The sequence below is a fragment of the Rothia sp. 27098_8_29 genome (assembly GCF_041432785.1).
Lineage (GTDB): Bacteria > Actinomycetota > Actinomycetes > Actinomycetales > Micrococcaceae > Rothia > Rothia mucilaginosa.
In genome coordinates this window covers 219,809-241,619 of record NZ_JAPWAI010000001.1, presented here as the reverse complement: position 1 = coordinate 241,619, position 21,811 = coordinate 219,809, and the positions used below count along the sequence as shown (strand labels likewise).

The following is a 21,811-nucleotide window of genomic DNA, read 5'->3' as shown; positions in this document are numbered from 1 at the left end:
CCCCCGCAAGTCTTTGTGATGCATCATGCACCTCAAATTGCGGGGGTACAGCAGAAGATTACTTCAGAGCGTCGAGGATGCGCTCGGTGACTTCAGCAATCTCGCCGAGGCCGTTAACTTCCTTGACGATGCCGCGTTCGCGGTAGATTGCGATCAGCGGTGCAGTCTCTTCTTCGTAGACCTTCAGGCGGTGACGGATGACCTCTTCGTTGTCATCGGTGCGACCCTGTTCTGCTGCGCGGTTGAGCAGACGCTCGACGAGTTCGTCGTTGTCTGCAACCAGCAGGAGAACACGGTCGATTTTCTCGCCCTTGGCTTCGAGGATGGAGTCCAGCTCGTGCACCTGGGAGGTGTTGCGGGGGTAGCCGTCGAGCAGGAAGCCGTTGACGACGTCGCTTTCCTCCAGGCGTGCGCGCACCATGTTGTTGGTGACGGAGTCGGGAACCAGGTTACCGGAGTCGATGTACGACTTCGCTTCCTTGCCCAGCTCGGTCTCTTCCTTGATGTTCTTGCGGAAGATATCACCGGTGGAAATCGCGGGAATCTTCAGTGCTTCAGCGATCTTGACGGCCTGGGTGCCCTTACCTGCACCGGGAGGGCCGACGATGAGCAGACGGTTCATCGGAGCAGTCCTTCGTAGTTTCGTTGTTGGAGCTGAGCGTTGATCTGCTTGAGAGTATCAAGACCAACACCCACCACGATCAGCAGCGAGGCGCCGCCGAACGGGAAATTCTGGTTTGCGTTGAATAGGATAAGCGCTACCAGGGGAATCATGGAAATTACACCCAAGTAAAGTGCGCCAGGCAACGTAATTCGGTTGAGTACGTAGCTGAGGTAACGCTCGGTGGGCTTACCGGCACGGATACCGGGGATGAAGCCACCGTACTTCTTCATATTGTCCGCTACTTCTACCGGGTCGAAGGTGACCGCCACGTAGAAGTACGCGAAGCCAATAATCATGAAGAAGTAGAGAGCAATGTACAGCGGGTGATCGCCGCGCACCAGGTATGCATTAATCCAGTTAACCCAGTCCGGCGGGGTGGAGCCGTCGGTGGGGGTGTTGAACTGGGCAATCAGACCGGGCAGGGTCAGCAGGGAGGAGGCGAAGATCAGGGGGATCACGCCTGCCATGTTGACCTTCAGCGGAATGTAGGTGCTGGTGCCACCAATGGTGCGTCGACCAATCATGCGCTTTGCGTACTGTACGGGGATACGGCGAACAGACTGTTCCACGTAGACCACAGCGAGCATGACCAGCAGGCCGATGCCGCAGACAGCTGCGAAGATACCCCAACCGTGGGTGCGCTGGATGGAGCCCAGAGCACTCGGGAAGGAGGAAGCGATGGAGGTGAAGATCAGCAGGGACATGCCGTTGCCGACGCCACGCTCGGTAATCTGCTCACCCATCCACATGATGACGGTAGTACCCGCACACAGGGTGACGATAATCAGCAGGATGTGCAGTACGTCGTCCTGGGGAATGATGCCAGGGCAGTTACCCAACAGAACGCCGGAGCGCGCCATCGAGACGATGGTGGTTGCGTTCAGCAGAGCAAGAGCGATGGTCAGGTAGCGGGTGTACTGGGTGAGCTTTGCCTGACCCTGCGCGCCTTCATCGTGCAGCTCCTGGAATCGCGGGATGACCACGCGCAGCAGCTGGATGATAATGGACGCGGTAATGTACGGCATCACGCCGAGGGCAAAGATCGAAAGCTGCAGCAGTGCGCCACCACTGAAGAGGTTGACGATATCGTAGACGCCACCGCTCGTAACATTGGCGTTCAGACACTGCTGTACATTTCCGTAGGAAACGCCTGGCGCGGGGATGAAAGTGCCCACGCGGTACAGCACAATCATTGCCAGGGTAAACAGCAGCTTACGCCGCAAATCGGCGGTCTTAACGACTCGCCCGAATGCGCTCAGCACATGTCCTCCTGTAAGTCTATGGGGCGCCCATCCCTCTCAAGGAGTTTTAGGGCGCAGTAAACACATCTTCCAGTCTATCGTGTTTGGAGCGGGTAACGATAACTCCCTAGCAGATTATGTAGCTTTTATATTCTCTTAGCGTGATTTTTGAACACTAAATGTGGCGTGCACCAAGCGTTCAAATATACGAATACAGGAATATACCCCTGTTGTGAGTCTTTTCGAGCAGCAGAAAGCCCCCGCCGTACAGTGTACGGACGGGGGCTTTCTAGTCTTGAAGACTACTTAACGGTTACAGAACCGCCAGCGGCCTCGATCTTCTCGATAGCAGAAGCCGATGCCTTGTCGACAACAACGTTCACCTTGACGGAGATTTCGCCGTTGCCCAGAACCTTCACGAGCTCGTTCTTGCGAACGGCACCCTTAGCAACCAGTGCCTCGACGGTGACGTCGCCACCGTTGGGGAACAGTTCCTGGATGCGGTCCAGGTTAACAACCTGGTACTCGGTGCGGAAGGGGTTCTTGAAGCCGCGCAGCTTCGGCAGGCGCATGTGCAGCGGCAGCTGGCCGCCTTCGAAGCCTGCACGAACCTGGTAACGTGCCTTGGTACCCTTGGTACCGCGACCTGCGGTCTTACCCTTGGAGCCTTCACCGCGGCCAACGCGGGTCTTTGCCTTGTGGGCACCCGGTGCCGGGCGCAGATCGTGAATCTTGATAGCTTCTGCCATCTTTACTTGACCTCCTCAACCTTCACCAGGTGAGCAACGGTGTTAACCATGCCAACGGTGACGGGGTCAGCAGTGCGGACTACCTTGTTGCCGGGGCGCTTGAGGCCCAGGGAACGCAGGGTGTCGCGCATGTTCTGCTTCTGACCAACATAGGACTTGACCTGGGTGATTTCCAGCTTTGCGTCGCTGGGCTGAATACGCTTGGCCATTACTACGCACCTGCCTTTTCAGACTTGGTGTTGCGCAGGTAGCTGGGGATAACCTCATCGGTGGGCAGGCCACGGCGGGCTGCCACTGCCAGGGGCTCCTCAAGCTCCTTGAGTGCTGCAACAGTTGCGTGAACGATGTTGATCTGGTTCGAGGAACCGAGCGACTTGGACAGCACATCGTGAATGCCTGCGCACTCGAGTACTGCACGCACGGGGCCACCTGCGATAACACCGGTACCAGCGGTTGCCGGACGGAGCATCACAACGCCTGCAGCTGCTTCACCCTGCACGCGGTGCGGGATGGTGCGGCCTTCGATGCGGGGAACGCGGAAGAAGTTCTTCTTTGCTTCCTCGACACCCTTGGAGATTGCTGCGGGAACTTCCTTAGCCTTACCGTAGCCAACGCCGACCAGGCCGTTACCGTCACCAACGACGACCAGTGCGGTGAAGCTGAAGCGACGACCACCCTTGACGACCTTGGAAACGCGGTTGATGGTCACAACGCGCTCGATGTACTTGTCCTTCTCCTCCTCGCGAGCGCGGTTGTTACGGCGCTCACCACGGCCACGACGCTCGCCGCGGTTGTTGCGGCGCTCCTCGCGCTGGTTGGAGGTCTCAGCGGTTTCAGCTACTACTGCTTCGCTCACCTGAGTTTCCTTTACGTTCTGCTCGCTCATTAGAGTGCAAGACCTCCCTCGCGTGCACCGTCAGCAACGGCTGCAACACGGCCGTGGTACTTGTTACCACCGCGGTCGAACACGACTGCCTCAACACCAGCTGCCTTGGCGCGCTCTGCAACGAGCTCACCAACGCGCTTTGCCTTAGCGGTCTTGTCCAGGTCAGCTGCACGCAGCTCTGCTTCCATGGTGGAAGCGGATGCCAGGGTTACGCCCTTGACATCGTCGATAACCTGAACGAACATGTGACGGGTCGAACGGGTGACGCACAGGCGCGGACGCGCAGCGGTACCCGAAACGTACTTGCGGATGCGAGCGTGACGACGTGCACGCTGCGCTGCCTTCGACTTGATAGCCATGTTTACTTACCAGCCTTTCCGACCTTGCGGCGGATGTGCTCACCTGCGTAGCGAACACCCTTACCCTTGTAGGGATCGGGCTTACGCAGACCACGAATGTTTGCTGCAACCTGACCAACGAGCTGCTTGTCGATACCCGACACGGTCAGCTTGTTAGCACCCTCCACTGCGAAGGTAATACCCTCGGGAGCGGTGATGTTGATCGGGTGGGAGTAGCCCAGAGCGAACTCCAGGTCGTTACCCTTCGGGGTCACACGGTAACCGGTACCAACGATTTCCAGCTTCTTCTCGTAGCCGGAGGTAACGCCGATAATCAGGTTCTGAATCAGGGTACGAGTCAGACCGTGCAGCGAGCGAGACAGGCGCTCGTCGTTCGGACGAGATACAACGATCTCGTTTTCGTTCAGAGCCACGGTGATGGGGGAAGCTACCTTGTGGGAGAGCTCGCCCTTCGGGCCCTTAACGGTGACCAGGTTGCCATCGACCTTAACCTCAACGCCGGCGGGAACCGAGATGGGGAGACGTCCAATACGTGACATTATTCTCTTCCTTTCTCTTCTAACCGACTACCAGATGTAAGCGATGACTTCGCCGCCCACGCCCTTCTTCGCTGCCTGCTTGTCAGTGAGCAGACCCGAAGAGGTGGACAGGATTGCGATGCCGAGGCCACCCAGAACCTGGGGCAGGTTGGTGGACTTTGCGTAGGTACGCAGGCCCGGCTTGGAAATACGACGCACGCCAGCGATGGAACGCTCGCGGGACGGACCGTACTTGAGGACGAGGGTCAGGGTCTTGCCGACCTTTGCATCCTCAACCTTCACGTCGGCGATGTAGCCCTCAGCCTTCAGGATCTCTGCAATGCGAGCCTTCAGCTTGGAGTAGGGCATGGATACGGTGTCGTGGTATGCGGAGTTTGCGTTACGCAAACGGGTCAGCATATCTGCGACCGGATCAGTCATAGTCATTGTGGGCTTTAGCCCTTCCTCGTTGTGGTTTCCCTACCCCGCGGTAACGGGGTCTGGACCTACAACGTAGTCGTTAGTTGGTCTTGAACGGGAAGCCCAGTGCCTTCAGGATTGCACGGCCTTCTTCGTCGGTCTTCGCGGAGGTCACCACGGTGATGTCCATACCACGCACGCGGTCGATCGAGTCCTGATCGATTTCGTGGAACATGGACTGCTCGGTCAGACCGAAGGTGTAGTTACCATTACCGTCGAACTGGCGGTCCGAGAGGCCGCGGAAGTCGCGGATTCGGGGCAGTGCCAGGGTGACGAGGCGGTCCAGGAATTCCCACATGCGGTCGCCACGCAGGGTGACGTGTGCACCAATGGGCATACCTTCGCGCAGCTTGAACTGTGCGATGGACTTCTTAGCGCGGGTAACAATCGGCTTCTGACCGGTGATTGCGGTGAGATCGCGGATTGCGCCGTCCATGAGCTTTGCGTCGCGAGCTGCCTCGCCGACACCCATGTTTACGACGACCTTAACGATCTTCGGGGTCTGCATGACGTTCTCGTACTTGAACTCTTCCTGCAGAGCGGGAACGACGACCTCAGCGTACTTGGTCTTGAAGCGGGGGGTGATCTTGGTTTCGGTCATTAGATGTCCTTACCCGAACGCTTAGCAACGCGCACGCGAACGGTGCGCTCCTTGCCGTCACGCTCTACAGTCTCGAGGCGGAAACCAACACGGGTCGGCTTCTTGGTCTCGGGGTCAACAATCGCAACGTTAGAAACGTGGATCGGTGCCTCAACCTTCTGAATGCCGCCTGCTGCGCCGGTCAGGGGGTTAGCCTTGGTGTGCTTGGTGACGACCTTGACGCCCTCAACAATCACGCGGTTTTCCTTGGGGAGAACCTTCAGAACCTTGCCCTGCTTGCCCTTATCTGCACCGGAAATAACCTGAACCAGGTCGCCGGACTTGATCTTAGCCATGAATTAGAGCACCTCCGGAGCCAGCGAAACGATCTTCATGAACTTCTTGTCGCGAAGTTCACGACCCACGGGGCCGAAGATACGGGTACCACGGGGATCACCATCAGTGTTCTTCAGGATCACTGCGGAGTTCTCGTCGAACTTGATGTAGGAGCCGTCGGGACGACGGGTTTCCTTCTTGGTGCGGACGACGACTGCCTTGACAACGTCACCCTTCTTTACGGTACCGCCGGGAATTGCATCCTTGACGGTTGCGACAATGATGTCGCCAATGCCTGCGTAGCGACGCGAGGAACCACCGAGAACACGGATGGTCAGGATTTCCTTCGCACCAGTGTTGTCGGCGACCTTCAGTCGCGACTCCTGCTGAATCATATTTCTCCTGTCGTCTCGCCGGTTCCGACTCGCTTTAGGCGCGAGCCAGCCTTGCGGAACATTTTTACGGGATTGGTTGACGCCCCGGGCCCCATCTCTGTGGAAGGGGTTAGCGGAAACGCCTGGGGCAAACCCATGCCAGAAGCATTTGGACCCGCGTGAAGCGGGCGTATCCCACCCGTAAGTAGCGGCATTATGCACTGGCACGAGAAGCCCGTGGTTGTGCGGCTATTTGGATACAGCCACACAGTCTTAACACTGTACAGGAAGCAGGTATGTAGCGCAAGGGCTTGTTAACTATGATTTCGGTCTCCACTACCCTATTCACCAAGACAATGCATGTATCGGAGACCAAAAACCTCATACCCCACATCAACACCGAGCGAGAAGGCGGCTTATTTGACACTTAAAGCAGGAGGCCCCTTCGTGTAGTTCCTGACGCATAAGAAACTGAAGGGGCCTCGAGAAATCTACCAAACAATGTGTCAAACAAGGATGGTAGATATTTATATTTTACTACGTTTTAATATGCCCCCACGACAGACTTGCCGCAGGGCTGGCGAGAGATCCCAGAGGTTCCACTCCTCGTAAACGTGCATACCGGACTAGAGTACAGCACGCCTACCACTCTCCACTCAGCAGCTAAGGCACATACACTTTCGCAATACCGTCACGAACGATAGCGCGAGGAGTTTCTCCGGGGCGAGACTCCTCCGCCGCCTCATAGTATTCACCGGAGTGCGCATCCAGCACGTAGGGAACCATAACTGCTGAGTAGTCCCCTGCCTTATCAATAACGACGACGCTCCCATCTTTCAACAGGACCTGATGATTAATACGGGTTGGGGCTACCTGCAGAGTCTCAACAATGGTTCGATTGAGCGTGTTAACGACGGTAACAGTTCCGCCGCCAGCAGCGGCTGGGTCTCCCTTGCCCCCAAAATCGGCAACATAGAGCAGCTGGCGTTCTGCATCGAGCAAGATATCGGTGGGCATTTTGCCAAATGGAAGATAAGCGAGGTGTTCGCCCTCAAAACTCAGAACATATAGACCGCCGTTTTTACCCTCGCGCCCCTGTGCAGAGACATACAGTTCGCCGCGCGTTGAATCAATCTCCACACCGTGAACACCGATTGGAGCATTGGCGTCTTCCCCGCCAGTTACGGGTAGCCTACGTACGAGCCCCCAGGTGTTCATGTCCACAACCCAGATTTCATCTCGCATAATATTCGGGATGTACAGGCGGCTACGAGCTTCATCAGCTACGGGTCCTAGTAGCATAGCGGGACCGTCCCCTTGAAGAGAGCTAACCGTGTGTTCTCCTTCTGCGTTAGGTGCAGCGATTACCTGGTAACCACCCATTCCGGTCACGAGTACGGCACCGCTGGGTGCAACATATAGCTCACGCGGAATTAGCATCTCCACTCCTAGAGCGAGAGAATCCCATACGAGTGCTAGGTCTTTTTGGGAGTATGCGGATACCGAGTTTGTGCGGGTTCCTCCGGTCCAGAGAAGCTCCCGCTCGTTGTCTGCTGCTAGACCGTAGGCAGCCTGGATTTGGAAGAGGTTCTCTAACCCGGGGTTATTTTCCGGGATAGCAGGCAGAACAGCCGTCTTCTCAATCTGCAGGGTATCTGCGTTTATGCGTGCGATTGTTGCGCAGAGAGTACCGTGGGTCTTCGTGTGATTAAAGCTTCCGCTTACGAAAAGAACGTTCTCTTCGGGGTTGTATGCCACTTGATACTGCCCAGCGAGCCCCGCAGAACGATCCACAGAAAAATGGTTGGCGCCCAGGGTGCTCTTCTGTTCTTCTCCTGAGGCTGAGGGAACCATAGATATCTCCAGAGTTGTGTAGGTTGGAGGCTAGCTCACCTCATATTTTGCGGGCTTAGCATCCGGAGCTTTCTGTTATATATCTTACGCTTCACCCACCACTTTGAGGCTTTTCTGGCGTAGTCCATGCGCTGCGCCGTTCGTGGCCAAGATACCCTATATCGGCAATACTCATTGCTCTCCCCCGGGATCTGAGTGAGGTGGATTTACTCAACGAAAACTTTGCAGTCTGCATATAATCAGCACAAAAGACATCTATCTAGAGATATTGACAGATTATAGAGTTTATAAGCTTATCCTGAGGCGTCTAGAGCCATGGATTTCGTAATATTTCGTCACTTCTGAGCCCCTCAAAGCAGCGTTCCGAAAAAATCTGCTTAAAAATTTAGAAATTAAGGGTTGTTTTTTCAAAAATCAAGTTTTTTGGTAATAAACACGCTTCAAGGTGCGAAAATCAACGAGATGTACCATAATAGAAGAGACGCATGCGTCAAATAAGAGGTTCGGTCCTTATCGGACAGATTTCTTGGGTCCCTTTTTCCTCGCTAATCCGTTTGTCTAGGGACCGAACCTCGCTTTGACACTAAACCCGCACTTCGGTGCGGGTTTTCTTTATATCTGAGGCGCTAGAACCCTACATTTCATTCTTTGGGGCTGTTAAATCGTCAAATATGGGTGAGCGAGTGCAGAGGGGGCGCCTCCCCCTTTTCTCTCATTCATTCCCTTCCCCATCCCCAGCTGCTACTTCTAACCCTGGTCTAGGCCTTCCGCCTATATAACAGGCATATATGCAAACTGAAAGGGGCGGTACCCATCGCTTCGATGGGTACCGCCCCTTTCAATGTGTATCGGCAGTTTCAGAGAGTCAATCGGGTTCTTGAATATCTAGTAGATCCCGCTCTGCCTCTTTAGCTACTACCGAGCGGTAGTATCGTGGGCTGCCGTGGGGTACGGGACTATGCCTTGCGGCGACGTGCTACCAGCACGGTTGCGCCAACAACCAGTGCAAGAACACCAATTCCGGCTGCAATGACGACGCCCGAAGCACCGGTGTTAGCCAGTGAAGACTTCGAGGAGTTCGAAGAGGTCGAGCCATTGCTGGAAGAGGTGACGTTCTGCGACGAAGATCCGGAGGTCTTCGGAGCAGCGTTGTCCTTCTTCTGGGTCTCGGAGTTCAAAGAATCCACGGGAGCCTTGGACTGGTCCTTAGCGTTTTCCTTTACCTGTTCCTTGGATTCTGCCGGTGCGGAAGGCGCTGCAGAGGGGTTAGTTACAGGTGCGTTAGCCGACTCGGATGCCTTCGGCTCCGAAACCTTCGGCGCAGGTGCCTGGTTTTCAACGCTGAAGGTGTACTCTACGGCAACGCCACCACGTACGTTATCGTTCTCTGCCAAGGAACCGGAGAGCAGGTAGATAGCAACGCTATCGCCGGTCTTCAGTTCTTCAGTCAGGTTAGAGTTTGCCACGGTGGGGCGGTCGATGGTTGCGGTGAAGTTACCGTTTTCGTCCGCCTTGATGTATGCCCAGATGCCTGCGCTATTGCCTTCAACGCCTTCGAGCTTGGGCTCTTCCTTCGCGGAAATAGCGCCCTTGTTCAGCTTGACGGCGATAACGGAGCCCTTACCGTCCAGAGTCTTGAAGCCTTCACCACGGAAGGTCAGCTTCTGGCCGTCCCAGGTCTTGGGGAAGTAGACCTTAGCGCCGTCCTTGTACTCGTGCACAACCTCATTGGAATTTGCGCTTTCGGAGGGTGCCGGGGTGCTGGGTTCGGGCTTTGCGGACTCGCTCGGAGCCGGGGTGGTCGGCTCAGGCTTAGCAGACTCGCTCGGAGCCGGGGTGGTCGGCTCAGGCTTAGCAGACTCGCTCGGAGCAGGAGTGGGCGCATCACTATCAGGCAGGCTCAGCTTAGTGCCCGCGGGGTAAGTGGTAGTCACGCCAGAGGGAGCAGCAGAGACCTGGGTGGTTTCTGCCGGTGCGCAGGTCTCAGCGGTGTCTGCCTTCTTCTCTGCAACAGTTGCGGAGAGCGCTTCACCACCGCGAGGAGTGTCACCTTCAACAATGGAGCCGGAGAGCAGGAAGACCGAAACCTTATCGCCGCTCTTCAGGTTTTCCGTCAGGTTAGAGTTTTCGGTGGTCGGGTACGGCAGTTCAGCGGTGAAATTACCGTTCTCATCTGCCTGGATGTACGCCCAAACACCTGCGCTGTTGCCCTCAGCACCGTTGAACTTCGGCTCTTCCTTCGCGGAGATGCGGCCCTTGTTCAGCTTGACTGCGAGTACGGAGCCCTTTGAACCGTCCTGAGTCTTGAAACCTTCACCGCGCAGCTTCAGGGTTTCACCGGTGGTCCAGTCCTTCACGGCGTAGAGCTTAGCGCCGTCGGCGTAGGTCTTCACCAGTTCTTCAGAAGAAGTCTGTGCAGCAGGCTTCGCGGTGGTTTCAACGGTGGTGTTGATCTTCACCATGACGCCGGGAGTAATCGGGGAGTCTGCGTTGTCCTTGCCCTTGGGCTCGGTGCTAGAGGTGCGGTATTCGCCGGTGGTCTTATCGATGGTGTAGTCGGTTTCGATAGCGGAAGCACCTTCGATGCTGCGTGCTACAGCGTATACACTGCCGTCTGCAGTGACCAAAACATCATTTGCGCCGCTGGTCGCACCGGTAGACACCTGAGAAACAACGGTGCCGGTTCGTGCATCAACAACACCGACATTGCCGGTGCCGTAATCGGTCACGTACAGCAGGTCACGTGCTTCATCGGAGGTGATCGCAAGAGCCTGAGAGCCGAAAGGAATGGTCTTCTTGTAAGCGCCGGTTTCCAGATTGTAAACGGTAATACCGGAGTTAGTGCCCTTACGGTCACCCTGGGAGCTGACGTAGATTTCCTTCAGAGACTTGTCGATAGTGACGTCAGAGGCGTTCAGGTCGGCTCCAGCATTGTCCTTGTGCAGCTGAATGGTCTTCTCAACCTCGTAGCTCTTGGTGTCGATTACCTTCACGGTGCCGGCACTCAAGGAGGGCACGTAAAGCTTGCCGTCTGCGGAATCTACGTGCATGTTCATTGCGATGTCAGATTCGCCCTTGGCGTCAGTAAATTCAATCTTCTTGACCAGGGCGTGCCGAGTGGTGTCGAAGACACTAATGCCGCCGGAGCCAGATACAAAGACCTTGCCGCTGGAGGGGTCGATGCGTACCTCGCGGGGGTGGTTGACGTCGCCTTCTGCGCTACTCCAGATAATCTTGTTGGTCGCGGGATCGAAGACAGATACCTTGTTGACGCGGGTCTGGGTCACCCATACGTATCCGGTTGCTTCGTCGTAGGCGATACCGTAGGGAGATTCGATCTGCTTACCGGTCGGTGCGGTAGCACCACGTGCGGTGAAGTCGGTGGTCGGGAACTGGTAGACAGTGGCAAGGCTCGGGTTGGATGCAACGTTCCAGGTGCCGACGCCACCGGTCAGTACCGGCGGGCGGCCGGAGGAGAAGGAAGTGTAGAGGGAGGAGGTTGCTGCCGAGTATGCAAGCTGGTACTGGCCGGGCAGGCCCTGGTACTGGGTAGCACTCACTGCAATGTGGCGGCATTCCTCAGTGGAGCTCTGGGAGTTCCCGCCGGGAACGGATGCGGAGACGTTTGCCGCAAAGGTAGCGGGAACGGCAGCGAAAGAGCCTGCAACAACGGAAAGTGCGCCAGCAATGGCGAGCAGCTTACGTGAGGGCTTGGGTGAAGAAGTCATGATGATCCTCAATGATGTGTAGTGGTACTTCTCCAAAGGTCGTGCAACCTCCGGAAGGTGCAAAGCCACCCGACTAATTATTAGGAAAGGTTATGCTAAGCAACTATAAAGTTGATAATAAGTCCCTAATCAGGTTGTTTTCAAGTGCTGCTCATCGGATTCCGCAGTCCCCAGGCGCCTTACTCACGTATTACTTTTCATTTTTTCGCCCTAATTCCGCATCCACATGCGTTTTCTTCTCTAGTAGCGTCTACTCATGGATTGCGCCATCAACGCGAGAGAAAAATATTGCTTTCTCGTATGACATATCAAGACATTTATGACAAATGTTGTCTTAGCGCCTGTTATTAGCCCGTGCAATAGGGCGCCCGCCCCGGTTTTCCCCGTACAAAGGTTAAAAGCAAAGAGCCCCTCTCCTACCGAAGTAGGAGAGGGGCTCTTTTACTGCTCTAGCAGAGAGTCATGAAGAGAGCTTACTTAGCCTTCTCGATGATCTCCACGATACGCCAGCGCTTGGAAGCGGACAGCGGACGGGTCTCTGCAATCAGAACGAGGTCACCGATGCCAGCAGCGTTCTGCTCATCGTGTGCCTTGATCTTGGAGCTACGGCGAACGACCTTGCCGTACAGTGCGTGCTTCACGTGGTCCTCGACCTCGACGACAACGGTCTTGTCCATCTTGTCGGAGACAACGTAGCCGCGGCGGGTCTTGCGGTAGCCGCGCTCTTCGTTCTTTACTTCACTCACTTGGACTCACCTTCAGTTGCGGGACGAATACCGAGCTCGCGCTCACGCAGCACGGTGTAGATACGTGCGATGTCGCGCTTGATAGTGCGGCGACGACCTGCGTTAGCCTGACCGGTGACTTCCTGGAAGCGGATGTTGAAGAGTTCCTTCTTCGCTTCGCTCAGCTTTGCAGCCAGCTCTTCGTTGGAGAGCTCTGCGAGCTTATCGATGCTCAGGTCCTTGGATCCTACTGCCATCTCGCTTATTCACCACCTTCGCGGCGACGCACAACACGTGCCTTCATCGGGAGCTTGTGGATTGCCAGGCGCATTGCCTCGCGAGCCACTTCTTCGGACACACCGGAGAGTTCAAACATGACTCGACCCGGCTTGACATTTGCGACCCACCACTCGGGCGAACCCTTACCGGAACCCATACGGGTTTCAGCGGGCTTCTTGGTCAGCGGACGGTCGGGATAAATGTTAATCCAGACCTTACCGCCACGCTTGATGTGACGGGTCATTGCGATACGTGCAGCCTCAATCTGGCGGTTGGTCACGTATGCGGGCGACAGGGCCTGAATGCCCCACTCACCGAAGCTAACCTCGGTGCCGCCCTTTGCGAGACCACTACGCTTGGGGTGGTGCTGCTTGCGGTACTTTACTCGACGGGGAATAAGCATTTATGCCTCACCGTTCTCTGCAGTCTTGGCCTCGACCTTTGCCGAAGCGTTCTCGTTGCGGCGCTCGCGACGAGGACCACGGTTGCCCTGGCGGCGGCGGTCACCATCGCGGCGGTTGCCACGGCGGTTGTTTGCTGCCTGCTGAGCTGCCAGCTCCTTGTCGGTCAGGTCGCCCTTGTAGATCCAGACCTTCACGCCGATGCGACCGAAGGTGGTCTTAGCCTCGAAGAAGCCGTAGTCGATGTTCGCACGCAGGGTGTGCAGGGGCACACGGCCTTCGCGGTAGAACTCGGAACGGGACATTTCAGCGCCACCCAGACGGCCGGAGCACTGGATACGGATACCCTTTGCGCCTGCACGCTGTGCGGACTGGATTGCCTTCTTCATTGCACGGCGGAATGCAACACGCGATGCGAGCTGCTCTGCGATGCTCTGTGCAACCAGCTGAGCGGAGAGGTCGGGGTTAGCAACCTCGAGGATGTTCAGCTGAATCTGCTTGTTGGTGAGCTTCTCGAGCTCGCCGCGGATGCGGTCTGCTTCTGCGCCACGGCGGCCAATCACGATACCGGGACGAGCGGTGTGGATGTCCACACGCACGCGGTCACGGGTACGCTCGATCTCGACCTTTGCAACGCCTGCGCGATCCAGGTTCTTAGCCAGCAGCTCGCGGATCTTTACGTCCTCGCGGACGAAGTCAGCGTAACGCTCGCCGGGCTTGTTGGAATCAGCGAACCACTTGGAGACGTGGTCAGTGGTGATGCCCAGTCGGAAACCGTTCGGGTGAATTTTCTGACCCATTTAGCGGTCCTCCTCCTTCTCCGGGGTAGCAACTACCACGGTGATGTGGCTGGTGCGCTTGTTGATTCGGTATGCGCGACCCTGAGCGCGGGGCTGAATGCGCTTCATGGTCGGGCCCTCGTTCACGAATGCTTCGCTGATGAACAGCTCTTCCTCGCGGAAGGGCAGACCCTGCTGGGTTGCCTTCTGACGAGCGTTAGCTACTGCCGAAGCAACGATCTTGTATACCGGTTCCGAAGCTGCCTGGGGGGCGAACTTCAGAATCGCCAGAGCCTCTTCCGCCTGCTTACCACGGATCAGGTTGACGACACGGCGGGCCTTCATAGGCGTAACGCGAACGAAACGCGCTGATGCCTTGGCTTCCATTGCCTATCTCTCTTTCGTCTATTGCCGAAAGGGAAACGTTAGCTTATCGGTGTGAACCGATTAGCGACGCTTGCCCTTACGGTCGTCCTTCACGTGGCTGCGGAAAGTGCGGGTCGGAGCAAACTCACCGAGCTTGTGACCAACCATCGACTCGGTGATGAACACCGGCACGTGCTTGCGACCGTCGTACACTGCGATGGTGTGACCGAGCATGTCGGGGATAATCATCGAGCGACGCGACCAAGTCTTGATTACGTTCTTGGTGCCCTTCTCGTTCTGAGCTGCAACCTTCAGGTAGAGGTGCTGATCAACGAAAGGGCCCTTCTTCAAACTACGAGGCATGTTTCAGGCTCCTTAGCGCTTCTTGCCAGTACGACGGCGACGAACGATGAGCTTGTCGCTTTCCTTGTTGGGACGACGGGTACGACCCTCGGGCTTACCGTTGGGGTTAACCGGGTGACGACCACCGGAGGTCTTACCTTCACCACCACCGTGCGGGTGGTCAACCGGGTTCATGACCACACCACGGACGGTCGGGCGGATGCCCTTCCAGCGGTTACGGCCTGCCTTACCCCAGTTGATGTTGGACTGCTCAGCGTTGCCAACTTCACCAACGGTTGCGCGGCAGCGAACATCCACGTTGCGGATTTCGCCGGAGGGCAGACGGAGCTGACCGTACTTGCCTTCCTTAGCAACCAGCTGTACAGAAGCACCTGCGGAACGAGCCAGCTTTGCGCCGCCACCGGGGCGGAGCTCAACACAGTGAATCACGGTACCAACGGGGATGTTGCGCAGGGGCAGGTTGTTACCGGGCTTGATGTCAGCTGCGGGGCCGGACTCGACGATGTCGCCCTGAGCGAGCTTGTTCGGAGCGATGATGTAGCGCTTGGAACCATCGAAGTAGTGCAGCAGTGCGATGCGAGCGGTACGGTTGGGATCGTACTCGATGTGTGCAACGCGTGCGTTCACGCCGTCCTTGTCGTGACGACGGAAGTCGATCAGACGGTACTGGCGCTTGTGGCCGCCACCCTTGTGACGGGTGGTGATGCGGCCGGTGTTGTTACGGCCGCCGGTCTTGTGAAGCGGACGAAGCAGGGACTTTTCCGGGGTGGAGCGGGTGATCTCGGAGAAATCAGCAACGCTCGAACCGCGGCGACCCGGGGTCGTCGGCTTGTACTTACGAATACCCATTTAGATATTTCTTCCTTCGTTAAAGTGGTCTCCGCGGGGCTTATGCCTGCGGACCGCCGAAGATGTCGATGGTGCCTTCCTTGAGGGTCACAATCGCACGCTTGGTGTTCTTGCGAGCGCCCCAACCGAAACGGGTGCGCTTGCGCTTGCCCTGACGGTTGATGGTGTTGACGGAAGCAACCTTGACGTCAAAGATCTTCTCGATGGCCTGCTTGATTTCCAGCTTGTTGGAATCGGTAGCGACCTCGAAGGTGTACTTACCTTCGTCGAGCTGACCGTAGCTCTTCTCGGAAACGACGGGAGCGATGATCACGTCGTATACAGACTTGGTGGAAACGCTCATTACTTAGCGCCCTCCTTCTTCTGAGCTGCAGCAACGAATGCGTCGAATGCTGCCTTGGTGAAGACCACGTCGTCAGAAACCAGCACATCGTAGGTGTTGAGCTGATCTGCGTACAGAACGTGGACGTTCTCCAGGTTACGTGCGGACAGAGCCACAACGTCCTCTGCACGAGCAATCACAAGAAGGATGTTCTTGCGCTCGGTGATAGCTGCGAATGCAGCCTTTGCAGCCTTGGTCGAGGGGGTTTCACCGGAGATGAAGTTCTCGACAACGTGGACGCGGTCGTGACGAGCGCGATCGGAGAGAGCACCGCGCAGTGCAGCGGCGATCATCTTCTTGGGGGTGCGCTGTGCGTAGTTACGCGGGGTCGGACCGTGAACAACGCCACCGCCGGTCATGTGCGGTGCACGGATGGAGCCCTGACGTGCGTTACCGGTACCCTTCTGCTTGAAGGGCTTACGGCCTGCACCGGAAACCTCGCCGCGGTTCTTGGTCTTGTGGGTGCCCTGGCGTGCAGCAGCGAGCTGTGCAACGACAACCTGGTGTAGCAGGGGCACGGATGCCTGCGCGTCGAAAATCTCTGCGGGCAGGTCTACCTTAAGGGTCTTAACAGCCATGATGTATTAGGCTCCCTTCACAGCGGTACGAACCAGAACAACGCCGCCCTTGGGACCGGGGATTGCGCCCTTGATCAGCAGGACATTGTTCTCTGCGTCCACACCCTGGATAGTCAGGTTCAAGGTAGTGTGACGTGCTGCGCCCATACGGCCAGCCATGCGCATACCCTTGAACACGCGTGCGGGGTAGGATGCGCCACCGATGGAACCGGGCTTACGGTGGTTCTTGTGCTGACCGTGAGACGCGCCAACACCCTTGAAGCCGTGACGCTTCATAACACCTGCGAAGCCCTTACCCTTGGTCTTACCAACGACGTCGACCTTCTGGCCTGCTTCGAAGAGCTCAACGGTCAGTTCCTGACCGAGGGAATACTCAGAAGCATCTGCGGTACGCAGCTCGACGATGTGGCGACGGGGGGTAACACCGGCCTTCTCGAAGTGACCAGCCAGGGGCTTGGTAACCTTGCGAGAGTCGATTGCACCGAAACCGATCTGAACAGCTTCGTAGCCGTCAGTTTCCTGGTTACGGATCTGGGTAACAACGTTAGAATCAGCCTTGACGACGGTGACAGGCACGAACTTGCCGTCCTCGTCCCAGACCTGGGTCATGCCGAGCTTGGTGCCCAGCAGGCCCTTCACCTGGCGCTCGAATTTGTTAGTCATTAGATGCGATCCTCTACAGCTTGATCTCGATGTTTACGTCTGCCGGCAGGTCGAGACGCATGAGGGCATCAACAGCCTTGGGGGTCGGATCAACAACGTCGATCAGACGCTTGTGCGTACGCATCTCGAAGTGCTCGCGGCTGTCCTTGTACTTGTGGGGAGAACGGATAACACAGTAAACGTTCTTCTCGGTCGGCAGCGGCACGGGGCCAACTACAGTTGCGCCTGCGCCCTTTACCGTTTCGACGATTTTCCGTGCCGAAGAATCGATGACCTCGTGGTCATAGGACTTCAGACGGATGCGGATTTTCTGTCCCGCCATCTGTCGGACTCTCTTTCTTGATGTATTCCCTGTATCGGAGCTTTTGCCCCTTTGTTATAGCGCTTAAGGAACGCGATATATTCATCACGTGCGCCACTCAGAACGGACTGAATCCGGCTTTGCCGGGTTCCTCACCCCGCCTGAGTACCGACCCCCGAACTCGGGCGTGTCGCCTATTTTCTAGACAGACTCATCCCGTCATCCTTCGGACCGGGTCATACGTGGGCCTACCTTTAGTGCAGGTAGACGCTTTGACAACGTCGTCAATTCTCTCAGAGATAGAGCGCTTACGCAATACAAACACGAGTTAAGTGCTTAAGAACACTTAACTGTCTCTGTCAATTTGAGGCACTTCCCTGAATGCAACTCTCAGGGAGCTTTCAATCTACTTTCAGTAAGTTCCATGCGCTTTATTGCTCGTAATAAAGCTTTTAGGTCTAAAGACTCTCGTATCGTAGAAGTATCACTACAGCCTAAGGAGAAACCATGTCTCAGCCGACACAACCTCATCAGGCATCCTCTAGCTCTCACTCTTCATCTCAGAGCCCTCAGCATGTCCAGCCGCAAGGTCTCGGCCTGTATGTTCCCCCGTCCCTGTCGGGTCCGTATCCTCAGCCTCCTGCGCAGCGACGCCGGGTCAATGAGGATATCTTCCTCAATATTGTTCTGTATATCGGTTCGCTCCTGCTCATCGGTGCTGCGGGTCTTTTTGTCACCTCTGTGACGTCTTCTCAGGATGAAACGGCTATCTTCCGTGTCCTTGCAATGGCGCTTGGAGCAGTCGTCTTCTACGGAGCTGGTCTGCTCACCTACCGTTTCGTGGAGCGCCTACGTATCGCTTCCTACTCTTTTGCAGCAACCGGTCTTGCGTTTATTCCTCTGACTGGCGTTGCTATCTATGTCCTCAAGATTTGGACTGAAGGACGCTACATCTGGCTCCTCACGTCTCTGGTTGGCACTGCAGCCATTGTTGGAGCCTGCACCCTCATGCGTAACCGTGTGATGGCGTACCTGCTGATTTCGTTCATCGTTTCGGACTCATTGGCGGCTACGAAGGTAGCGGCTCTGCCTTTCGTTTGGTATTTTGTTTCACTGACTGCAGTTGCCACTGTTCTGGGTTTGATTCTGCACTTTGCCCCGAATGCTGCCCCGAAGGGCATCCGCGAAGGTCTTGTTGATTCTTCCCGTATTTTTGTCCCGGCTACTGCCATCGCCATTTTCTTCTTCACCAGCAACCTGAGCTACACGGACGCGGGTATTGCGTTTGCAGTTATGTCTGTGCACGCCATTCTGTTCACCTGGCTGAACGGTACGGCGGATTACTACGCCCAGGCACGCATCTACCCTATTGCGTCCATTCTCTCCTTCATCATGGACTCGGATCACGGCCCGTGGTTCCCCAGCATCTTCTTCGTCTCTGTTCTGGTTGTTAACCTGATTTCTGCCTACGTATTTATTCCTCGTCTGCAGAAGACTATTGCTGGTTCCGCTCCTGCTGCCGATGAACAGCTCAAGCAGCTGCAAAGCACCCCGTCTATCCCATGGGCGAAGGAATCTCTTCACCAACCCGCTCGCAAGATAGAGTGGTTGCCTGCCATCGATGCATGCGTCGGCGTATTCTTCTCCTTCTTTGCTCTCCTTGATGCCTTCTTCACTGCTCATGCTGCCGATAGCCCTGTATACGCAACGCGCTGGAGCGCTTTCCTTCCTTATGCGGAAGGTAATCAAGGTATCTTCCCTGCCCCCTGGGTTATTGGTGTCCTCTGCATTGTGAGTTTCTTGTTGTACCGCAAGGCAATTCAGCCTCTGCTGCTCATGAGTTTTGTAGCGCTCATTCCAGTTGTTGGCATGTACGCCTCCCCTGGCAATCAGGGCACTTTCTACCTCTTCTTTACCGCGGCTGTAGTCATCTATCTGGTCAGTGCTAAGGCTCCCGAGGCACGTACCGCGGGAGCGGTACTAAGCAACATCGGTTATGCCATTGGTATGATTCAGCTCTTCCTTGCTCTCATTCCTGAGATGCAGACTTCTGAGTCGCTTTTGATGTTTGCGTTGGTCTGCGCCGCTATTGCGCTACTGACTTTTGTCCTCTCTCAGGGCGTTGCAGCGCAGAACGCAAGCTACCGTCTTGTAGAGATGTCGATTTACCTCTTCTTGGGCGTTTTTGCTCTCTTCGTTGGGTACGTGGCTAACCATATTGATGGCGGAGCACATGGCCGGTTCTGGGTTGGTTTCCCTCTCTTCTCGGGTGCCGTCCTCTTCTTGAGCGTCCTGAGCGCTCTTATTCTGGCTCGCGCGCTAAGGCTTTCGGACGTTGGTTCCTTCCGCTCTACGCTTGTCTCTTCCATCCGTGTCGCGTTCTACACGACTCTGATCATCGCGACGATTGGCTCGCGACACTACCTGCTGTACGGATTGCAGAAGGAGTACATCGCTGTAGCGCTACCGGCACTCCTGACCGTTGTTTATGGTGCGCTTGGTTTCTTTATGCCGGTTGGCTCTTCGATTCGTTCGGAGCTACTCACCGTTGCGCGTTTCCCCATCTGCTGGTCTGTCATTCTGCTGGCTATCAGCGGCAATATGAAGGAATCGCTCGTAGACTTCCTCGTACTTGCACTGTTGGCGGTTCAGGCACTGTGTAGCGTGCTACTCTACGCGTACTCCAAGCGAAGCTACGAAGCATACGCGGCAGCAATTTTCTTCACTCTTGGTTCTATTCTGAGCGCAGGCCGTTTCATTGGTGATTTTGATAATCTGCTGTTCGCAGTAGCAACCCCGATGATCTTCATCGCCGTATGGGTACTAGCACTCATCTTCAGGATCCCCCGCATGCAGATTGGTGCCTCCATCAGTATCACGACTTTCTGCATTGGTTCTCTATGGAATCTCTTCAACACGAGGGAAAGCACAATGGTGATGACTCTTCTGGGCTACTACGCTCTGATTGCCGTCGTTATCCTGTTCGTTCTGAAGGTCACTCTCCCGGTTGAGGTCTTCGGTGTGAACGCAAACGTTCGTCCTCGCATTGCTGTCCCGGTCGGTAATACGATGGTTGATTTGCCGATGCACGGCCCGCTGGGTGCCCCCTACGCGCGTTTCATGTCTCGCCGCCCCCTGAGCCAGGGCATCTATGCACCGGTCAATACGCTGCTGATGATTCCCGCTCTGGTGGTGCTGGGATTCTACACTTTCGTTGGGCTGGCTTTTGAGCCCAAGCAGGTAGAACTCAACGCACTTCTCTGGGGTCTAGGCGCTCTGTCTTTCGTGTCTGTCACCAAGGCGAAGAACCTGCCGATCGTCTGCACTACGGCGTTCAGCCTCTTCATCGCCCGTCTGGTCATTGATTACTCGAAGTCCAATCCTCTGAGCGTCATTCTTGAGGTTGCTCTCCTGATTCTGCTGGCCGTTGTGGCAGCCAAGGTTCTCAAGAACTTCATCGCAAAGAGGCCTGTAGACGAGCAGGTGTCGGATTCTCCTCTGTACTGGGCTTTGGGTCTGCAGGTGTTCCTCACCCTGGTAACGTGGGCAGTTCCCGCTGACGGTCCGGATATCGTGGTGCTGGTACTCGGCATTGCCCTGACTCTCCTGAGCGCTCTGCTGCTCGACCGAGTCTGGACCTATATTGCAACCGCCTTGGTCACCCTCGATCTGGCAATTTTGCTCAACGGTCTGAACCCGCTGACCCTGCTGATTATCTCTATCTTGCTTATTGCCGGCGTTATCTGGCGTCTGCTGGTGCGACAGAACAAGCAGGATGCAGTAGCTCCGCACCAGGATTCTGAGCAGCTTGGGGATTTCACACAGCCTCAGAATCAGCAGGGCATGTACCCCCAGGGTAATGTCCAGATGCAGCTGCCTCCGGTTCCTCAGCAGGGATACCAGCCTCGTGACGGGGAGAATATCTAACCTGTTGCAGGTATAGGTTCTTTTCCTGCGGCATTCTGTAGTAGGATTACCTATGTCCCTTACGAGGGGCAGTCATTCGAATCGCGGTTCCCAGCCTTCGGGCTGGGAACCGTTTTTCTTTGTCCGCAGATCTTATATTCCTATCTGCAGGGTCTTTAGACGCTCCCCCGCCGCAAGCCGGTCCACATGACCAGGTTCTTTCTGAGGTCTGCAAATCTCTAAACGGATCAGGCAGTCATTCACCTGCCCGTGCTCTTTCCATATCCGGGAGTTCAGGATTTACAGCTAGAAGGTACGGACTTGCCATGCCGCCGCAGGGGGATTTCTATCGTTACGGATGCAACGTGAACTTCCGCTATTACTACGCATGTTTCCCCACTCAGAAGTCTTGAGCGGCTGCTAAAGGGGACCGAGAATGCCCAGAGCTGT

General features: G+C 56.0%; 25 protein-coding genes. 1 reads left to right on the top strand and 24 read right to left on the bottom strand.

Annotated elements, in window-relative coordinates; all coding sequences use genetic code 11:
- Window positions 1–58: 58 nt before the first annotated feature.
- From O3649_RS00995 to rpsJ, 24 genes are all read right to left on the bottom strand, one after another.
- On the bottom strand, window positions 59–622 hold the full coding sequence (locus O3649_RS00995) for an adenylate kinase (protein ID WP_005505015.1): 564 nt from the start codon (window positions 620–622) through the stop codon (window positions 59–61).
- Entirely contained in the window at window positions 619–1,926 is a 1,308-nt protein-coding gene (gene secY / locus O3649_RS00990) for a preprotein translocase subunit SecY (RefSeq protein WP_005505014.1), read from the bottom strand. The genes O3649_RS00995 and secY overlap by 4 nt, the downstream gene beginning before the upstream one ends.
- A 281-nt stretch (window positions 1,927–2,207) precedes the next feature.
- Window positions 2,208–2,654 carry a 50S ribosomal protein L15 gene (gene rplO, locus O3649_RS00985; RefSeq protein ID WP_005505008.1) on the bottom strand — a complete coding sequence of 149 codons (447 nt, stop codon included), beginning with the start codon at window positions 2,652–2,654 and terminating at the stop codon, window positions 2,208–2,210.
- Window positions 2,655–2,656: 2 nt separating this feature from the next.
- Window positions 2,657–2,863 (bottom strand): 50S ribosomal protein L30, encoded by a 207-nt coding sequence (gene rpmD, locus O3649_RS00980; RefSeq protein WP_004005265.1) that lies wholly within the window; start codon window positions 2,861–2,863, stop codon window positions 2,657–2,659.
- A 2-nt stretch (window positions 2,864–2,865) separates the two neighbouring features.
- Window positions 2,866–3,510 (bottom strand): 30S ribosomal protein S5, encoded by a 645-nt coding sequence (gene rpsE, locus O3649_RS00975; RefSeq protein WP_171840195.1) that lies wholly within the window; start codon window positions 3,508–3,510, stop codon window positions 2,866–2,868.
- A 29-nt stretch (window positions 3,511–3,539) separates the two neighbouring features.
- On the bottom strand, window positions 3,540–3,899 hold the full coding sequence (gene rplR / locus O3649_RS00970; RefSeq protein ID WP_005505006.1) for a 50S ribosomal protein L18: 360 nt from the start codon (window positions 3,897–3,899) through the stop codon (window positions 3,540–3,542).
- Window positions 3,900–3,901: 2 nt separating this feature from the next.
- Window positions 3,902–4,438, bottom strand: a complete 537-nt coding sequence (rplF, locus tag O3649_RS00965; protein ID WP_005505004.1) for a 50S ribosomal protein L6 — start codon at window positions 4,436–4,438, stop codon at window positions 3,902–3,904.
- Window positions 4,439–4,465: 27 nt separating this feature from the next.
- Window positions 4,466–4,864 carry a 30S ribosomal protein S8 gene (gene rpsH, locus O3649_RS00960; RefSeq protein ID WP_005505003.1) on the bottom strand — a complete coding sequence of 133 codons (399 nt, stop codon included), beginning with the start codon at window positions 4,862–4,864 and terminating at the stop codon, window positions 4,466–4,468.
- Window positions 4,865–4,937: 73 nt separating this feature from the next.
- Window positions 4,938–5,498, bottom strand: coding sequence for a 50S ribosomal protein L5 (gene rplE, locus O3649_RS00955; RefSeq protein ID WP_005505001.1), 561 nt, complete (start codon window positions 5,496–5,498; stop codon window positions 4,938–4,940).
- Window positions 5,498–5,833, bottom strand: a complete 336-nt coding sequence (gene rplX / locus O3649_RS00950) for a 50S ribosomal protein L24 (protein WP_005504988.1) — start codon at window positions 5,831–5,833, stop codon at window positions 5,498–5,500. The genes rplE and rplX overlap by 1 nt, the downstream gene beginning before the upstream one ends.
- Before the next feature lie 3 nt (window positions 5,834–5,836).
- Window positions 5,837–6,208 carry a 50S ribosomal protein L14 gene (rplN, locus tag O3649_RS00945; protein WP_005504986.1) on the bottom strand — a complete coding sequence of 124 codons (372 nt, stop codon included), beginning with the start codon at window positions 6,206–6,208 and terminating at the stop codon, window positions 5,837–5,839.
- Between the two features lie 642 nt (window positions 6,209–6,850).
- Window positions 6,851–8,041 (bottom strand): YncE family protein, encoded by a 1,191-nt coding sequence (locus O3649_RS00940; protein ID WP_371572348.1) that lies wholly within the window; start codon window positions 8,039–8,041, stop codon window positions 6,851–6,853.
- 956 nt (window positions 8,042–8,997) lie between these two features.
- Window positions 8,998–11,769 (bottom strand): LPXTG cell wall anchor domain-containing protein, encoded by a 2,772-nt coding sequence (locus O3649_RS00935; protein ID WP_371572346.1) that lies wholly within the window; start codon window positions 11,767–11,769, stop codon window positions 8,998–9,000.
- A gap of 473 nt (window positions 11,770–12,242) precedes the next feature.
- Window positions 12,243–12,515 carry a 30S ribosomal protein S17 gene (rpsQ, locus tag O3649_RS00930; RefSeq protein ID WP_005508401.1) on the bottom strand — a complete coding sequence of 91 codons (273 nt, stop codon included), beginning with the start codon at window positions 12,513–12,515 and terminating at the stop codon, window positions 12,243–12,245.
- On the bottom strand, window positions 12,512–12,751 hold the full coding sequence (gene rpmC, locus O3649_RS00925; protein ID WP_005504969.1) for a 50S ribosomal protein L29: 240 nt from the start codon (window positions 12,749–12,751) through the stop codon (window positions 12,512–12,514). Before rpmC ends, rpsQ begins: the two co-directional genes overlap by 4 nt.
- A gap of 5 nt (window positions 12,752–12,756) precedes the next feature.
- Window positions 12,757–13,176: a 50S ribosomal protein L16 gene (gene rplP / locus O3649_RS00920; protein ID WP_005504968.1), complete on the bottom strand. Its 420-nt coding sequence runs from the start codon at window positions 13,174–13,176 to the stop codon at window positions 12,757–12,759.
- Entirely contained in the window at window positions 13,177–13,974 is a 798-nt protein-coding gene (rpsC, locus tag O3649_RS00915; RefSeq protein WP_005504966.1) for a 30S ribosomal protein S3, read from the bottom strand. It abuts the gene before it with no gap.
- Window positions 13,975–14,340, bottom strand: a complete 366-nt coding sequence (gene rplV / locus O3649_RS00910) for a 50S ribosomal protein L22 (RefSeq protein ID WP_005504964.1) — start codon at window positions 14,338–14,340, stop codon at window positions 13,975–13,977. It abuts the gene before it with no gap.
- Window positions 14,341–14,400: 60 nt separating this feature from the next.
- Window positions 14,401–14,682, bottom strand: coding sequence for a 30S ribosomal protein S19 (rpsS, locus tag O3649_RS00905; protein WP_004005282.1), 282 nt, complete (start codon window positions 14,680–14,682; stop codon window positions 14,401–14,403).
- Window positions 14,683–14,694: 12 nt separating this feature from the next.
- Window positions 14,695–15,531 (bottom strand): 50S ribosomal protein L2, encoded by an 837-nt coding sequence (gene rplB, locus O3649_RS00900; RefSeq protein ID WP_005504961.1) that lies wholly within the window; start codon window positions 15,529–15,531, stop codon window positions 14,695–14,697.
- Between the two features lie 40 nt (window positions 15,532–15,571).
- Window positions 15,572–15,874, bottom strand: a complete 303-nt coding sequence (gene rplW, locus O3649_RS00895; RefSeq protein ID WP_005504959.1) for a 50S ribosomal protein L23 — start codon at window positions 15,872–15,874, stop codon at window positions 15,572–15,574.
- A complete protein-coding gene (gene rplD, locus O3649_RS00890; protein ID WP_005504957.1) occupies window positions 15,874–16,491 on the bottom strand; it encodes a 50S ribosomal protein L4 in 618 nt (205 codons plus the stop codon). The genes rplW and rplD overlap by 1 nt, the downstream gene beginning before the upstream one ends.
- 6 nt (window positions 16,492–16,497) lie before the next feature.
- Window positions 16,498–17,154, bottom strand: coding sequence for a 50S ribosomal protein L3 (gene rplC, locus O3649_RS00885; RefSeq protein WP_005504955.1), 657 nt, complete (start codon window positions 17,152–17,154; stop codon window positions 16,498–16,500).
- A 13-nt stretch (window positions 17,155–17,167) separates the two neighbouring features.
- Window positions 17,168–17,476 carry a 30S ribosomal protein S10 gene (gene rpsJ / locus O3649_RS00880; RefSeq protein ID WP_004005287.1) on the bottom strand — a complete coding sequence of 103 codons (309 nt, stop codon included), beginning with the start codon at window positions 17,474–17,476 and terminating at the stop codon, window positions 17,168–17,170.
- Window positions 17,477–17,962: 486 nt separating this feature from the next.
- On the opposite strand from rpsJ, the gene O3649_RS00875 reads away from it, so the two are divergent.
- Window positions 17,963–21,382, top strand: a complete 3,420-nt coding sequence (locus tag O3649_RS00875) for a Fe2+/Zn2+ uptake regulation protein (RefSeq protein ID WP_371572344.1) — start codon at window positions 17,963–17,965, stop codon at window positions 21,380–21,382.
- Window positions 21,383–21,811 lie beyond the last annotated feature (429 nt).